Here is a 15,398-nt window from a genome sequence, read left to right on the forward strand (position 1 = left end):
TGGAAAGGGTGGTTGTCAGAACGCATACAGGGCGCGAACGCCGAAGGCGGTGATATCCTGGCCGTCGCGGTTGCCTGCCGGGCGGCGCAGATACTGCAGGTCGGGCGTCAGCGCAATCTGCTCATTGATGTGCCAGCGGTAGTAGATCTCCGCCACCTGTTCCGCGCCGCTGGCAGCAAAGCCATAGTCGCTCAGCAAGGGCGCTGCATCGCGGAAGTCGCGGCTGCTGCGCATCCAGGCCCAGGCGAAGCCGAGTCCGTCGGCGCCGCGTCCCCAGGCGTCACCGGTCAGCTCGGCCCCGACGGTGAGTGCGCGGTCGAAGGCGACACGGCCGGAACTGGCCTGACCGTAGCGTGCGAACAGGGTCAGGTCCTCATGCACTTGCTGGTCGACACTCGCCCCCCAGCCGGTGGTCTTTCCGCTGGTGCCATCGAAAGCCTCGTACTGCCCGTTGCGCCATGCATAGAGACGGTAGTTGCCTTCGAGACCGAAGGCCTTGCGACCGTATTCGAGCTGGCCGATCACGAAGGGCTTGTCGAAGCTGCGGCCGAAGCGCGCGCCTTCGCCCGCACCAAACATGGCCAGCGAGGCCTGCCACCAGTCCGCTGCGCCGGCTTCGTTGCGATAGGCCAGGCGCAATCCCGGCGAGAAGCCGTAGCTGTCGGCACCGACCGCACCGCCCGAGTCGAGCATCGGATTGTGTACGAAGACATTGTTGAGGAAGCGTTCGCCCTCGTTGTCGGCGATCGTGTTCTGGTCGAAGAACACGAAGGGGTCCATCTTGCCCACGGTCAGTTGCAGCGACTGTTTCGAGTCGGCTGCGTCGCCGAGCGGCGTCGTCAGCTGATACCAGGCCTGGGCGACGATGGCGTAGGTTTCTTCCGATCCGCCCGCGGCCTGGAATGCAAGGCTGTTGAAGGCGCCGGTAAACGCCGGTTTCAGACCGCTGAAACTCTCGCCCTGACCGACCCGTAGCTGGGTAAAGAACTCTCCGCTTCCCGCACCGACGTCGCCGGCCGGCAGCGTAATCCCGATGTCTCCGCGCCACGACAACTGCGATTCGCGCTTTCCCGACTCGCGCGCATGGCCGTTGATCTGCTGGGCCACGGCGGCCACACTGCCTTCGACCGCGATGCCGTCGAGTGCTTCGGCCAGGCGCGAGGGGGCGGCAATGGTCTCGGCCTTCGCTTCGACCGCTTTCAGGCGCGTGACCAGTTCGGGCTCGCGCTCGCTGATGCGATCGCTCTCAAGGCCCCGGGCGAGTTCCTCGTTGGCCTTTTCCAGTGCAGCAACGCGCTGGTTGAGCGCCGGCGCGGATTTCTCCGCGGCGAGCCGGGATTCGAGCTCGGCATTGCGCTGCTCGAGCTTCTCGACGCGCTCGGCGAGGCGACGAAGCTCGGTCAGCAGTGTGCCCTGATCCGTTGTCGCAGCGTGTCCGATGCTGCTCGCGCCGATGACCGCGAGCGCGATCGCCGTCCGGGCAAGAGGAGGGAAGTGCATCTCAGTAGCCACCCTTCTTGCCAACGCCGACATAGGTGAACTCGTTTTCGACGTCGAACGCCTTGAACCACGGGCGCACGCCGGTTTCGCGGTCGGTGTGACGGCCGAAATGGGTGCCATGGGTTTCACCCGGCGGCAGGATGGTGTACTTCACCTTGTACTTGCCCGGTCCGTCGAGCTTGATGTTGTCGCCGTAGTGGGGGCCGTCGCTCGCCACCATGGGCATGAAGTCTCCGCTGGCTTTCCAGCTGCTGCCGACCTTGGTGATCTCGAATTTCACCGTCAGGTAGGGAATCCAGCTGCCTTCCTCGAACCCGTTGGGGTTGTTTCCGAGCGCACGCACGTCGGCTTCGATATGAATGTCGGACTCCGAAGCCTTCTTCATCATGCCTTCCGGTTCCATTTCCACCGGCTGCAGGTACACGGCAGCAATCTCCATTCCGTTGCGCTGCTGCGGCGTGCCAATCGGGTATTCGAGAGCGTGGGCCGTGAGCGAAAGGCTTGCTGCACCGGCAAAAATCAGGTTGCGCAGGATGTTGGATGGCATGTCGGTTCCTCGTTGAATGTGTCAGTAGGCTTGGCTCGAGAAAATAGTAATGCAAATGCGAAACGTTATCAATATTGTTGTGCGATGCACACGCGCTCGGTCGGAATCTGGAGAGTGAGGGCGCAATAGAGCGCAGAGGCCCCGCTGCCTGACGGCAAGCGGGGCCTCTGCGGGCGGACTGTCTCGTCGCGGAGGTGGCGCTGGCGACGGGGTGCTCAGGCGGCCGGAACGGGCGTCCGCTCGGTGTAATACACCGTCACCAGCGCGAGCGCACCTAGCACCACGTACGCGACGATCAAGGGCGATACGCTGCCGTTGAAAAGGTGACCGATCAAGAGGCCGATAAGCGCGCCGGTGACCGTGCTGAAGAAGCCGATCATCGACGAGGCGGTGCCGGCCACATGGCCCAGGGGTTCCATGGCCAGGGTATTTAGGTTCGATGCCAGAAAGCCGAACAGGAATACGCTGCCGCCCTGCAACAGCATGAACACGAGCAAGGTTTCCCGGCCAGTGAGCGCCAGACCGAGGTGGACCAGGTTGATGCCGACCAGTACGGCCAGTCCGGTGAGGGCAATGCGGCGCATGCCGAAGCGATGCACGAGCCTTGAATTGGTGAACGCCGCCACCGCAAGCGAGGCCGCCACCGCGGCAAACAGCAGGGTGAAGCTGCGGCCGACGTCGAACACGTCAACGAAAATCTGCTGCGCCGACGTGATGAAACCCATGTGCCCGCCGACGACCAGCCCCAGGGCCAGCATGTAGCCGACCGCCACCCGCGAACTCAGGGTGATGCGGTAGGCGCCGAATATGGCGGTGGCGGAGATGGCACGGCGGCGTTCTGGCGGCAGCGACTCCTGCAGGCGCAACAGGGTCCAGGACAGCACCACGGTACCGGCCACGACAAGGGCGCCGAAAGCCCATCGCCATGGTGCGACCAGCAGGATCAACTGGCCCATGGACGGCGCCAGGATCGGTACCGCCATGAATACCATCATCGCCAGGGACATGACCTTGCCCATCTGCGGGCCGGAGTACTTGTCGCGCGCCAGCGACACCGCGATCACGCGTGGTGCGCCCGCGCCGACGCCCTGCAGCAGGCGTGCGGCAAGCAAGGTGGCAAAACTGTCGGTGATGGCCGACAGGAATCCGGCCACGGCGAATACGATCAGGCCACCGATGAGCACAGGTCTGCGGCCATAGCGGTCCGACAGCGGGCCGTAGACGAGTTGCGACATGCCCATGCCGAGAAGATAGACGCCGATGACCGCCTGCGCCTGATTGGGATCGGTGAGGCTGAAATCGGCGTGGAGCATGGGCAGGGCAGGCAGCATCACGTCGATGGCGAGCGCGTTGAGCGCCATGCACGCCGCGATGAAGCCGACGAATTCGGTAAAGCCCATCGGACTGCGGTCAGCGCGGTTCATCGCCGCCTCCCGTCCCCGGTGTGGCGCGTGCGCGTAAGGTATGTGTCATCTGTCGAGGTTCTCTGTAAAGGGTTGCAGCGCTTCTGCGAGCGCGTCGAGTTGTTCCGGCGAGGCCACGCGTTCGAGCAGCGCGATATCGCTGCCAATGACGGTCTTCATGGCGTGCTCGATGAGTTCGATGCCTTCCGGTGTGAGCCGGATGCGGCAGCCGCGACGATCGGCATCATCGTCGGTGCGCAGGATGTAGCCCTTGCTTTCCAGCCCCTTGAGCACCTTGGTGAGACCGCCCGAGGTCAGCAGCATGCCCTTGTAGATATCGGAAGGACGCAGTTCGTGCGGGGCGGGCGTCTTGCGCAGCGTGGCAAGTACCGAGTACTCGACGGGCGACACGTCGAAGCGGGCCATTTCGCGCTGGGCGTTTTCGTAGATCAGGTCGCGCAGGCGGAAAATTCGGGCGATCAGTCGCATTCCCGGGGTATTGATCTCGGGAAAGCTGTCTGCGGTCATGCGCAGCATGTCTTCACAACGGGTTCGGCAGCGTGGGCTCATGCTGCAGATCATAGTGAATAGATTGCTTTCTAGCAAGCAATCTATTCAGGTGAATGCTGCGTGTCGCGCTTTTCTGCCGTTTAGGACGCAAAAAAAGGGTGGCTTGCGCCACCCTTCAACTCGGCGACCCGACAGCGTCGGGCGCGACCGGAGAGACACCCGATGTCAGGCGCTTGCTGCCTTCGTTTCGCCCTTGACGAAGAAGCTCAGCACATAGATGACCAGACCAATGAAGAACATGGTGCCGGCGCCCTCGCGCAGCCAGTAGAACAGCGACACCTGATCCTGTGCGGCCATGAAGGACATCGGCGTGTCCGATACGCGCTGCAACCAGATCTGCAGGATGCCGGCCGCGGTCAGGAACAGCGTGATGAAGACCATCGCGATCGTCATCAGCCAGAAACTCCACATCTCCAGTACTTGCGCCTTGTTCGAGTTGGCAGCGCGGCCACGCAGGATGGGCATGGCGTAGCTGATCAGGCACAGCACTACCATCACGTAGGCGCCATAGAAGGCCATGTGACCGTGGGCGGCGGTGATCTGCGTGCCGTGGGTGTAGAAATTCACCGGCGCGAGCGTATGCAGGAAGCCCCACACGCCGGCACCGAGGAAGGCCATCACGCCGGTACCCAGTGCCCACAGCACGGCAGCCTTGTTCGGATGCTCGCGACGGCGGCGGTTGACCATGTTGAAAGCGAATACGGTCATCGCGAAGAAGGGGATCGGCTCCAGCGCGGAGAAGATCGAACCCCACCACTGCCAGTATTCAGGTGCGCCGATCCAGTAGTAATGGTGGCCGGTGCCGATGATGCCGGTGACCAGGGTCAGGGTGATGATGACGTACAGCCATTTCTCGATCACCTCACGGTCGACGCCGGTGACCTTGATCAGCACGAAGGCGAGCAGGGCGCCAAGGATCAGCTCCCATACGCCTTCCACCCAGAGGTGCACCACCCACCACCAGTAGAACTTGTCGCGCACCAGGTTGTGCGGATTGACGAAGGAGAACAGGAAGAAAATCGCCAGTCCCCACAGGCCGAGCAGCAAGACCATGCTGATCGCGGTCTTGCGGCCCTTGAGCATGGTCATGCTGATGTTGAACAGGAAGGCCAGCGCGACCACGACGATGCCGAGCTTGGTCGGCAGCGGCTGTTCGAGGAACTCGCGCCCCATGGTGGCGAGCAGGTCGTTGCCGGTCATCTGGGCCAGCGTCGCGTATGGCACGAACAGGTAGCCGAGAATCGTCAGCGCACCGGCAACGAGGAAGATCCAGAACAGCCCCAATGCCAGTTTCGGGCTCCACAACTCGGTTTCGGATTCCTCCGGCACCATGTAGTAGGCCGCGCCCATGAAGCCGAACAGCAGCCACACGATCAGCAGATTGGTGTGCACCATGCGTGCGACATTGAACGGAATGGTCGGAAACAGGAAGTCTCCGATCACGTATTGCAGTCCCATGATCAGGCCGAAGACGATCTGCCCGATGAACAGTCCGATCGCCGCGATGAAGTAGGGCTTGGCGACCGCTTGTGATTTGTATTGCATGTATATCCCCTTGAGTCCTGTCGAGAAGCGTGTCGTGTGCCGACTCAGCCCTCGATGTTGGGCGGCCAGTTCGCGGTATTGATCTCAGAGCTGTACTTGAGGAAGGCCACGAGGTGGTCGAGCTCCTCGTCGGTCAGGTGAAATTGCGGCATCTGACGGCGACCGGGTGCGCCGGTGGGCTGGGACTGGATCCACGCCTTGATGAACTCGGGCCCGCGACGGGTATAGACGTTGCCCAGTTCGGGGGCGAAATAGGCGCCTTCGCCCAGCAGGGTGTGGCAGCCGATGCAGTTGCGCGTCTCCCAGATCTTCTTGCCGGCGATGACCTCCGCGCTCAGGTTCTCGCGGTTGTCACGTTTAGGAAGGGTCTTCTCGGTATCGAAGGTCAGCGCAAGGAAGAGCAGGAAGAAGAAAACTGTGCCCCCGTAGAAGATATTGCGCGCCATCGCCTTGGTGAACATGCCGCTCATGGAGTGCTCCTGGTGATTGTCTCGTTATGTCCGGAAGGTGAATGAAAACCGTTGGGTGAGGCGGATTCTGGTTTTCCGGGCGCACGTACTCCATGATTTGCATCAAGAACCGCCAGGCGCGGCCGATATGGTCCCTCAGGTGTGAATTTGTTCCTTAGTCGGCTGTCTTGAACTGATCATCATGTGAGCGCGATGATCCGTGCTGGCGCGGACGAACGTATAATCGATCATCATCTGGAGCCCGACCTTGAGATCCCTTGCACAGAACAGTTGGCAGAATGTTCCGTATGGAGACGACGACCACGCCTGTCTCGGGGATATCTTCGCGCTGGAGACGGACGCGCTGGAGTTGTCCTCGCTCGGTGTCGTGCTGGGGCGTTTCGACGCGCGAATCGGGTGCTTCGAACGCTGCCTGCTTACACGGTCGACCTTGCGCCGTCTGGAGGCGCTGGGCGGAAAATACTTCTGGGATCTCGCGCCGATGCAGGAACACGCGGCGGCGTCAGCCACCTGGCGGCGGTCTGCTTCCGTCCTGCTTCACTGACTGTGACTGATACGAACCGCTGCCGGCACCCTGGGGGCGCCGATGCGGCGTCGCGCTGTTCCCGCGCTTGGGCGCTGTTCCCGCGCTTGGGCGCTGTCTGCGTCAGGCGCCTTCCATGAAATAGCGTTCGAGCAGGGGCATGAGTTGAGCCCGCAAGCTCTCTTCTCCCGCCTGTGAAAAGCGTTCATGCACGTCGGTGGCAAGCGGGGCGAAGACGCGAAGGAGAGCTGGGTCAAAATGACTGCCAGCGTCCCGCTCCATGATTTCAAGTGCGCGCTGCGGTGACATCGGCTCTTTGTAGGGGCGGCGCGAGGTGAGCGCGTCGAACACGTCAACCACGGCGAAAATCCTTGCATTGAGCGGAATGGCCTCACCGCTCAGCCCCTCCATGTAGCCGGAACCATCGTACTTCTCATGGTGGTAGGCAACGACGTCGCGCGCCTGCAACAACCATTCCGAGTGCTTGAGAATCTCGATGCCCAGCGCGACATGGGTCTTCATGATTTGGAACTCTTCGGCGGTCAGCTTGCCGGGCTTCAGCAGGATGGTGTCGGAGATGCCGATTTTTCCGGCGTCGTGCAAAAACGCGCCGGCCACGAGGCCACGCATCATGCTGTCGGGCAGCTTGATCGCCTGGGCGAGCGCGAGCGCGTAGAGGGTGACGCGATAGTTGTGGACATTGGTGTCGGAGTCGCGTTGCGCGATGGCTCCGCCGAGCACCTGGAGCAACTCGAGGTTGCCGCGCAGAATGGAGCGCGTGCGGGCGGTGACCTCGCGGTGCAATGCCATGACGACGGGGTAGGTGACCAGGGTGGTCAGCATGATTGCGGCGACGACGAGGCCGACCGTCCTGATTACATCCATCCGGATCTGGCCCATGGTCGCATCGTCGGGCAGATACACGCCCTCGAGATAGCCGGATGGCGCTGCGCCTGCGCGCGCGATCGGCACCGCGACCACCAGCGCAAAATGTCCGGCGACCATGCGCTTCAGATAGCTTGCTTCCGACGTCAGCGGAATGTGCCCGCCGCGCTTCAACTCTTCTTCGAGTTTGTCGAGTGCCGGTGGCACGTACTCCAGGATTCGTTCTTTGTCGGGGCCATAGAGTTCGATGATGCCGAAATGATCGGTGGCGACGTCCTGGATCACCAGTTCAAGTTCGGCCAGCGTCATGCGCCCGGACGCATAGGCGTCGAGGTTCTGTGGTGAGACGCGTTGCGCCGTGTGGGTCGCAAGTGCCATCACCCGTTCGTCGATCTTTTCAGATTCCGTGAGCCAAGTGAGGACGCCAACGAGCATGGCGGTGATCACACCGACCCAGAGAAGCCGTCTGCGCAAGGTCTGATGAGCATTCAGCGGGTTGGCCAAGATTGTGATCCCATGTTTTCTTCATGGTTAAATGGCTGCCAGCACACCTGCCTGAAAGTGGCATGGTTCAACGGTATCTGATCCGGGTGCGCGGACGGGAGCGGACTGCCCCCTCTCCGATCTGCCCGGCCGCGGATGCGCGACCGGGGGATGCACTACATCTGCGCGATTACGCGACGGCGACCGGAATCTTGCCGATCTTCGCCTGCCATTCCTTCGGGCCGGTGTTGTGCACGCTCGTGCCGCTCGAGTCGACCGCGACGGTCACCGGCATGTCCTGGACGTCGAATTCGTAGATGGCCTCCATGCCGAGGTCTTCGAAGCCCACCACCTTGGCCGACTTGATTGCCTTGGCGACAAGATAGGCTGCGCCGCCGACGGCCATCAGGTAGGCAGACTTGTTGTCCTTGATCGCCTCGATCGCGACCGGGCCGCGTTCGGACTTGCCGATCATCGAGATCAGTCCGGTCTGCTCGAGCATCATGCGGGTGAACTTGTCCATCCGGGTTGCAGTGGTCGGGCCGGCAGGGCCGACCACTTCGTCACGCACCGGGTCGACCGGGCCAACGTAGTAGATCACCCGGTTGGTGAAATCCACTGGCAGCTTCTCGCCCTTGGCGAGCATGTCCTGGATGCGTTTGTGTGCGGCGTCACGACCGGTAAGCATCTTGCCGTTGAGCAGCAGTTTCTGGCCCGGCTTCCACGACGCAACCTCTTCCTTGGTGAGGGTGTCGAGATTGACGCGGGTCGCGGTCTTGAGGTCGGGCGTCCAGGTAACGGCCGGCCAGTCTTCCAGGCGCGGCGGCTCGATTTTCGCCGGGCCGCTGCCGTCGAGGTGGAAATGACAGTGGCGTGTTGCGGCACAGTTCGGTACCAGCGCCACGGGCAGGTTGGCCGCGTGACAGGGGTAGTCGAGCACCTTGACGTCGAGCACGGTGGTCAGACCGCCCAGGCCCTGGGCGCCGACGCCGAGGGCATTGATCTTGTCCATCAGCTCGAGGCGCAGTTCCTCGGCGCGGGTGAGCTTGGCACCGGAAGCGGCCTTGTCCCTGAGTTCGTGGATGTCCACCGGCGCCATGATGGATTCCTTGGCCAGCAGCATTGCCTTTTCGGGCGTGCCGCCGATGCCGATACCGATGATGCCCGGCGGGCACCAGCCGGCACCCATCTGCGGGATCATCTTGAGTACCCACTCGACGAGGTCGTCGGACGGGTTGAGCATGGCGAACTTGGACTTTGCCTCGGAGCCGCCACCCTTTGCCGCACAGATGACTTCGACGTGGTCACCCGGCACGATCTCGAAATGGACCACGGCGGGCGTGTTGTCGCGGGTGTTCCGGCGGGCGCCGGCGGGATCGGCCAGCACGGATGCACGCAGCGGGTTGACCGGGTTGCCGTAGGCGCGCCGCACGCCTTCGTTCACCATCTCCTGCAGGCTCATGGTGGCGTCGTCCCAGCGGACGTTCATGCCGACCTTGAGGAAGACCATGCCAATACCCGTGTCCTGGCAGATCGGGCGATGCCCTTCGGCGGCCATGCGCGAGTTGGTCAGAATCTGGGCAATGGCGTCCTTGGCGGCGGGGCTTTCCTCGCGCTCGTAGGCCTCGCCGAGTGCCTTGATGTAATCGAGCGGATGGTAGTAGCTGATGTACTGGAAAGCATCCGCGACTGACTGGATGAGGTCTTCCTCGCGAATTACGGTCATGCTTGGATCTCCGGGGTGGCTTGAGCGAAGTGATGCTACAGTTCAAATTCTAACACTGGCAGGCATGACGGAGCATTCGCGACAATGTGTAAGTCCTGTGTAAGATAGGTGTTATTAAATGCCGTCCATTCCACGGCCGGAATGCAGACGAATCACAGGCTGGATCAACCAGCCGCGCCGCTTGGGTCAGCTTCAAATCTTTGATTAGTTGAGGAGAGGTCAGCATGTCGAATGAACAACAAGTACGCATCTACAACCCCACGGAAGAATTCAAGAAGAACGCGGCTGTTTCCGGCATGGAAGCCTACAACGCCCTGGTGAAGGAAGCCGAGGACGACTACGAAGGGTACTGGGCACGCAAGGCCCGCGAGCTGGTGGAATGGAAGAAGCCCTTCACCCAGGTGCTGGATGAAAGCAATGCACCTTTCTTCAAGTGGTTTGCAGACGGCCAGCTGAACGTTTCCTACAACTGCCTCGACCGTCAGGTGAACAATGGTCTGGGCGACAAGGTTGCGATCATCTTTGAAGCGGACAGCGGTGAAGTCACCCGCGTCACCTACAAGGACCTGCTCGGTCGCGTATCCAAGTTTGCCAACGCGCTGCGCGGTGCAGGTGTCAAGAAGGGCGATCGCGTCGTCATCTATCTGCCGATGTCGATCGAAGGCATTGTTGCGATGCAGGCATGTGCCCGTATCGGCGCCACCCACTCCATCGTGTTCGGTGGCTTCTCGGCCCAGGCCCTGCGCGACCGCATCAACGATGCCGGCGCGGTGGCCCTGATTACCTCCGACGGCCAGTTCCGCGGTGGCAAGGCACTGCCCCTGAAGCCGATTGCCGACGAAGCACTCGGCATGGGCGGCTGCGAATCGATCAAGAACGTGTTCGTGGTCAAACGCACCGGTGCCGACTGCGCCATGGTGGCGGGGCGCGACACCTGGTATCACGACGCCGTGGCGGGTCAGTCCGACGTTTGCGAGCCGGAGTGGGTCGATGCCGAACACCCGCTGTTCCTGCTCTACACCTCGGGTTCGACCGGCAAGCCGAAGGGCGTCCAGCATTCGACGGGCGGCTACCTGCTGCATGCCATCCTGACCATGAAGTACACCTTCGACATCAAGCCGGACGATGTCTTCTGGTGTACCGCCGACATCGGCTGGGTGACCGGTCACACCTATATTACCTATGGCCCGCTGGCCTGCGGCACGACCGAGATCGTGTTCGAAGGCGTGCCGACCTATCCGGATGCCGGCCGTTTCTGGAAGATGATCCAGGACCACAAGGTTTCCGTGTTCTACACTGCGCCGACCGCGATCCGCTCGCTGATCAAGGCCGCCGACAACAACGAAGCCGTTCATCCCAAGAAGTACGACCTCTCGAGCCTGCGCATCCTCGGTTCGGTCGGTGAGCCGATCAACCCGGCTGCGTGGGAGTGGTACTACGAGAACGTCGGCGGCGGCCGCTGCCCGATCGTCGATACCTTCTGGCAGACCGAAACCGGTGGCCACATGATCACCCCGCTGCCGGGCGCCACGCCGCTGGTGCCGGGTTCCTGCACGCTGCCCTTCCCGGGCATCCAGGCCGCCGTGGTCGATGAAACCGGTACCGAAGTTCCTTGGGGGCAGGGCGGCATCCTGGTCGTCAAGCGTCCGTGGCCGGCAATGATCCGCACCATCTGGGGCGACCCCGAGCGTTTCGTCAAGTCCTACTACCCGGCCGATTTCCAGGGCAAGCTCTATCTGGCCGGCGACGGCGCGATCCGCGACAAGGACACCGGCTACTTCACCATCACCGGCCGTATCGACGACGTGCTGAACGTCTCCGGTCACCGCATGGGCACGATGGAAATCGAATCCGCGCTGGTGGCCCACGAGAAGGTTGCCGAAGCAGCCGTAGTGGGTCGTCCCGATGATCTGACGGGTGAGGCCATCGTCGCCTTCGTAGTGCTCAAGGGCGCGCGTCCGAGCGGCGAGGAAGCCAAGGCCGTGATCAAGGAACTGCAGAACTGGGTCGGCCACGAGATCGGGCCGATCGCCAAGCCGAAGGACATCCGCTTCGGTGAGAACCTGCCCAAGACGCGTTCGGGCAAGATCATGCGCCGCCTGTTGCGCCAGCTGGCCAAGGGCGAGGAGATCACGCAGGACACCTCGACGCTCGAGAATCCAGCCATTCTGGATCAGCTCAAGGGTTGAGTTTTCGGTGCCGGCGGCAGCGCTGCCGGCACCTGCACGGAATAACGGAGATGATCCGGCCACGTAGCCGGGTCCGGGTGAGGAGAGGAAGGCGCGCGCAAGACGTGCCTCCGAATTGTCGTGTGTCGCTGAAGCCGCCATCAAGAGCGGCAGCGCCGCGCCGCTATAATCAGGGCAACGCCGTCATCATTGGGGTGCATGATGCGCAAGGGTCTTGCCGGGCAACGTCTGGTCGCCGTGTTTCTCGCCGGCATGTTGCTGTTCAACTTTCCATTGTTGTCCTTGTTCGACCGGCCCGTCAGGGTGTTCGGTCTGCCTTTGCTGCATGTTGCGCTCTTCGCCATCTGGGCCGGACTGATCGCGCTCATGGCGTGGATTGCCGAGCGGGGCTCAAGATGATCCGAGCCGCGTGATGCTCTCGGGCAGCACCATCGTCGGTGCGTCGATCGCCTACCTGCTGGTGCTGTTTGCCGTCGCCTATGTCGGCGATCGCCGTGCCGATCAGGGGCGCTCCATCATCGATAATCCGTGGGTGTATTCGCTGTCGCTCGGCGTGTATTGCACGGCATGGACCTACTTTGGCAGTGTCGGACGAGCCGCATCGGGCGGCATCTGGTTCCTGCCTATCTATCTCGGTCCCACCCTCGGTCTGGCGCTGTCATGGCTGGTGGTGCTGAAGATGATCCGCATCGCCAAGACGCACCGCATTACATCGATTGCCGACTTCGTCGCGTCGCGCTACGGCAAGAGCCACGTGCTGGGCGGATTGGTCACCGTGATTGCCGTGGTCGGGACGGTGCCGTACATCGCTTTGCAGTTGAAGGCCATTTCGGGCGGTTATGCCCTGCTCACCGGCGATCACGACAGCGATTTCAGTCCCCTGCATCTGGGGGGCTGGCTGCAGGACAGTACGCTGTATCTCGCACTGACGCTGGCCGCTTTCACGGTGCTTTTCGGCACCCGTCATCTCGATACGACCGAACGTCACGAAGGCATGGTGGCGGCGATCGCTTTCGAATCAGTGGTGAAGCTGCTGGCCTTTCTCGCGGTCGGCGTGTATGTCACCTATTTCCTCTACGACGGTATCGGCGATATCTATGCGCGTGCCGCGGCGAATCCCGATCTGCTGTCGCTGCTCAGTTTCGACGGTGCGGGCAAGACAGGGTATGGAGGCTGGTTCTCGTTGATGCTGCTGGCGATGCTGTCGATCATCTTTCTCCCGCGCCAGTTCCAGATCATGGTCGTCGAGAACGTCAATGAGCAGCATCTGCGGCGGGCGAGCTGGGTGTTTCCCGCCTATCTGCTCGCAATCAATATCTTCGTCATTCCAATGGCGCTGGGCGGGTTGTTGCTGTTCGGTCGCGGCACGGTGGATCCCGACACTTTCGTACTCACCTTGCCCATGGTGCACGGGCAGGTCGAGCTGGCCCTGCTGGTGTTCGTCGGTGGCCTGTCGGCTGCAACCGGCATGGTCATCGTGGAGACCATTGCGCTGTCCACGATGGTGTGCAACGACCTAGTGATGCCCCTGTTGCTGCGCGGATCCGATTTCGCACGCGACGGGCGCCGCGATCTGACCGGCACGCTGCTGATGATACGGCGCGGCGCCATCGTCGTCGTGATGTTGCTGGGCTACCTGTATTTTCGCCTCGCCGGGGAAGCCTATGCGCTGGTGAGTATCGGCCTGATCAGTTTTGCCGCAGTCGCGCAGTTTGCACCGGCCATGCTGGGGGGCATGTACTGGCGTGGCGGCACGCGCGATGGCGCGCTGGCGGGCTTGCTCGCGGGGTTTTCGGTATGGGCGTACACGTTGCTATTGCCGTCGTTTGCCAAGTCGGGCTGGCTCGACATGGCGATTCTGACTGCAGGGCCATTCGGTATCGAATTTTTGCGTCCTGAGCACCTGTTTGGGCTGGGCGGCCTCGACAGCCTCAGTCATGCGCTGTTCTGGAGCCTGTTGGCGAACGTCTGCGGCTATGTCGGGGTGTCGCTACTGCGTTCGCCCACCGGCGCCGAGGCAAGCCAGGCGACGCTGTTCGTCGACGTCTTTCGGCGCGGGCCGGGTACGCCGGCAAGCTTCTGGCGTAGCGGAGCAGAGGTGCGTGAGTTGGTGCCGCTGGTATCGCGCTTCCTCGGGAAGCGTCGGACCGAAGAGGCCTTTGCGCGCTACGCTCGTTCGCATGATCTGTCCAGTCTCGATCAGTTGAAGGCCGACCCCGAGCTGGTCAATTTCGCCGAAAGCCTGCTCGCCGGCGCCATTGGCAGTGCGTCCGCCCGCGTCATGGTGTCGACCGTGGTGCAAGAAGAGCCGCTCGGCCTCGACGAGGTCATGAACATCCTCGACGAGGCGTCACAGGTGCGCGCCTATTCGCATCAGCTCGAGGAGAAATCGCGCGCGCTGGAGGTGGCCACTAGCGAATTGAGGGCGGCCAACGAGCAGCTCAAGGAGTTCGACCGCCTCAAGGACGATTTCATGTCTTCGGTCACGCATGAATTGCGTACGCCGCTGACCTCGATCAGGGCGCTTTCCGAGATGATGCTGGATGATCCGCGCACCGATCTGGCGAACCGCAAGCGCTTTCTCGGCATTATCGTGTCGGAAACCGAACGCCTGACGCGGCTCGTCAATCAAGTGCTGGACCTCGCCAAGATCGAATCCGGCCACGCCGAATGGCACAATTCGGATGTCGATATGCGGGAGCTGGTCGAACATGCAATATCGACCACTTCGCAACTGTTTCGTGATCGTGGTGCCGAAATCGTCACCGACCTGGCAGACGCGGTGCCCGTACTCAGGGCCGATCATGATCGCCTGCTGCAGGTCATGATCAACCTGCTGTCCAATGCGGCCAAGTTCGTGCCGGAGGGGCGCGGACGGGTCGAGGTGAAGCTCAGTGTCGGTGACGAGGGCATCAGGGTGGATGTGGCGGACAATGGCGAGGGCATCTCGCCAGAACTGGAGCCGGTGGTGTTCGAGAAGTTCAGACAGGGCGGCGGTGCCAAAGCGCGACCGCAAGGCACTGGGCTGGGTTTGCCGATCAGTCGGCAGATCGTCGAGCACTTCGGTGGTCGTTTGTGGGTGAAATCGAAACCGGGAGAGGGTGCGGTATTTTCGTTTGTGCTGCCAATGCAGCCGGTCTGAACGACGGATGACATAAAATAGAACAGGCAAGAGGGGAGGGAATGCATGTCCAGGAAAATATTGATTGCAGACGATGAGCCCAATATCGTCATCTCGCTCGAGTTTCTGATGAAGCGGGAGGGGTTTGAGGTCATCATCGCAACGGATGGCGAGGAGGCGGTGCACCGGATTCGCAGCGATCGGCCCGATCTCGTGCTGCTCGATGTCATGATGCCCAAGAAGAGCGGTTTCGAAGTCTGCCAGGAGGTCAAGGCCGATCCGGCCCTGCAGGATATCCGCATCCTGATGCTGACCGCGAAGGGGCGCGATACGGAGGTCAGCAAGGGGCTGGCGCTGGGCGCCGACGCCTACATGACAAAGCCGTTTTCGACCAAGGAGTTGGTGGAGCGCGTACGCAGCATGCTGGAGCGCTGAT

General features: G+C 62.1%; 13 protein-coding genes. 5 read left to right on the top strand and 8 right to left on the bottom strand.

Annotated elements, in window-relative coordinates:
• Positions 1–15: 15 nt before the first annotated feature.
• The 6 genes from J5J83_RS02070 to J5J83_RS02095 form a co-directional block, all read right to left on the bottom strand.
• The gene (locus J5J83_RS02070; protein ID WP_212344711.1) at positions 16–1,500 is read right to left on the bottom strand and encodes a carbohydrate porin; all 1,485 of its coding nucleotides are present in this window, start codon (positions 1,498–1,500) and stop codon (positions 16–18) included.
• A 1-nt stretch (position 1,501) separates the two neighbouring features.
• Positions 1,502–2,047, bottom strand: coding sequence for an iron transporter (locus J5J83_RS02075; RefSeq protein ID WP_212344714.1), 546 nt, complete (start codon positions 2,045–2,047; stop codon positions 1,502–1,504).
• A 215-nt stretch (positions 2,048–2,262) separates the two neighbouring features.
• The gene (locus tag J5J83_RS02080) at positions 2,263–3,471 is read right to left on the bottom strand and encodes a multidrug effflux MFS transporter (protein ID WP_212344717.1); all 1,209 of its coding nucleotides are present in this window, start codon (positions 3,469–3,471) and stop codon (positions 2,263–2,265) included.
• A gap of 45 nt (positions 3,472–3,516) precedes the next feature.
• On the bottom strand, positions 3,517–3,987 hold the full coding sequence (locus tag J5J83_RS02085) for a MarR family transcriptional regulator (RefSeq protein WP_212344726.1): 471 nt from the start codon (positions 3,985–3,987) through the stop codon (positions 3,517–3,519).
• A 198-nt stretch (positions 3,988–4,185) separates the two neighbouring features.
• Positions 4,186–5,565, bottom strand: coding sequence for a cbb3-type cytochrome c oxidase subunit I (locus tag J5J83_RS02090; RefSeq protein WP_212344730.1), 1,380 nt, complete (start codon positions 5,563–5,565; stop codon positions 4,186–4,188).
• Between the two features lie 44 nt (positions 5,566–5,609).
• Complete coding sequence (locus tag J5J83_RS02095; protein WP_212344733.1) at positions 5,610–6,035, bottom strand: cytochrome c; 426 nt, start codon at positions 6,033–6,035, stop codon at positions 5,610–5,612.
• Positions 6,036–6,282: 247 nt separating this feature from the next.
• On the opposite strand from J5J83_RS02095, the gene J5J83_RS02100 reads away from it, so the two are divergent.
• Positions 6,283–6,579 carry a hypothetical protein gene (locus tag J5J83_RS02100; protein WP_212344736.1) on the top strand — a complete coding sequence of 99 codons (297 nt, stop codon included), beginning with the start codon at positions 6,283–6,285 and terminating at the stop codon, positions 6,577–6,579.
• 102 nt (positions 6,580–6,681) lie between these two features.
• Here J5J83_RS02100 and J5J83_RS02105 read toward each other — a convergent pair whose 3' ends face one another.
• Both J5J83_RS02105 and J5J83_RS02110 read right to left on the bottom strand, forming a co-directional pair.
• A complete protein-coding gene (locus tag J5J83_RS02105) occupies positions 6,682–7,947 on the bottom strand; it encodes an HD-GYP domain-containing protein (RefSeq protein ID WP_212344740.1) in 1,266 nt (421 codons plus the stop codon).
• Between the two features lie 169 nt (positions 7,948–8,116).
• Positions 8,117–9,652: a fumarate hydratase gene (locus tag J5J83_RS02110; RefSeq protein ID WP_212344743.1), complete on the bottom strand. Its 1,536-nt coding sequence runs from the start codon at positions 9,650–9,652 to the stop codon at positions 8,117–8,119.
• Positions 9,653–9,876: 224 nt separating this feature from the next.
• Here J5J83_RS02110 and acs point away from each other — a divergent pair, with 224 nt between their 5' ends.
• From acs to J5J83_RS02130, 4 genes are all read left to right on the top strand, one after another.
• Positions 9,877–11,841: an acetate--CoA ligase gene (acs, locus tag J5J83_RS02115; protein ID WP_212344746.1), complete on the top strand. Its 1,965-nt coding sequence runs from the start codon at positions 9,877–9,879 to the stop codon at positions 11,839–11,841.
• A gap of 201 nt (positions 11,842–12,042) precedes the next feature.
• Complete coding sequence (locus J5J83_RS02120; RefSeq protein WP_212352728.1) at positions 12,043–12,240, top strand: hypothetical protein; 198 nt, start codon at positions 12,043–12,045, stop codon at positions 12,238–12,240.
• A 13-nt stretch (positions 12,241–12,253) separates the two neighbouring features.
• Positions 12,254–14,983 carry a sensor histidine kinase gene (locus tag J5J83_RS02125; RefSeq protein ID WP_212344747.1) on the top strand — a complete coding sequence of 910 codons (2,730 nt, stop codon included), beginning with the start codon at positions 12,254–12,256 and terminating at the stop codon, positions 14,981–14,983.
• A gap of 45 nt (positions 14,984–15,028) precedes the next feature.
• Positions 15,029–15,397: a response regulator gene (locus J5J83_RS02130; protein WP_212344750.1), complete on the top strand. Its 369-nt coding sequence runs from the start codon at positions 15,029–15,031 to the stop codon at positions 15,395–15,397.
• Position 15,398 lies beyond the last annotated feature (1 nt).

Source organism: Azoarcus sp. L1K30, assembly GCF_018122735.1.
Taxonomy (GTDB): domain Bacteria; phylum Pseudomonadota; class Gammaproteobacteria; order Burkholderiales; family Rhodocyclaceae; genus Parazoarcus.

Coding starts and splice junctions, on each gene's coding strand:
- J5J83_RS02120 (WP_212352728.1), top strand. CDS start 12,043: ATGCGCAAGGGTCTTGCCGGGCAACGTCTGGTCGCCGTGTTTCTCGCC.
- J5J83_RS02125 (WP_212344747.1), top strand. CDS start 12,254: ATGCTCTCGGGCAGCACCATCGTCGGTGCGTCGATCGCCTACCTGCTG.
- J5J83_RS02130 (WP_212344750.1), top strand. CDS start 15,029: ATGTCCAGGAAAATATTGATTGCAGACGATGAGCCCAATATCGTCATC.
- J5J83_RS02110 (WP_212344743.1), bottom strand. CDS start 9,652: ATGACCGTAATTCGCGAGGAAGACCTCATCCAGTCAGTCGCGGATGCT.
- J5J83_RS02075 (WP_212344714.1), bottom strand. CDS start 2,047: ATGCCATCCAACATCCTGCGCAACCTGATTTTTGCCGGTGCAGCAAGC.
- J5J83_RS02090 (WP_212344730.1), bottom strand. CDS start 5,565: ATGCAATACAAATCACAAGCGGTCGCCAAGCCCTACTTCATCGCGGCG.
- acs (WP_212344746.1), top strand. CDS start 9,877: ATGTCGAATGAACAACAAGTACGCATCTACAACCCCACGGAAGAATTC.
- J5J83_RS02070 (WP_212344711.1), bottom strand. CDS start 1,500: ATGCACTTCCCTCCTCTTGCCCGGACGGCGATCGCGCTCGCGGTCATC.
- J5J83_RS02080 (WP_212344717.1), bottom strand. CDS start 3,471: ATGAACCGCGCTGACCGCAGTCCGATGGGCTTTACCGAATTCGTCGGC.
- J5J83_RS02095 (WP_212344733.1), bottom strand. CDS start 6,035: ATGAGCGGCATGTTCACCAAGGCGATGGCGCGCAATATCTTCTACGGG.
- J5J83_RS02085 (WP_212344726.1), bottom strand. CDS start 3,987: ATGCTGCGCATGACCGCAGACAGCTTTCCCGAGATCAATACCCCGGGA.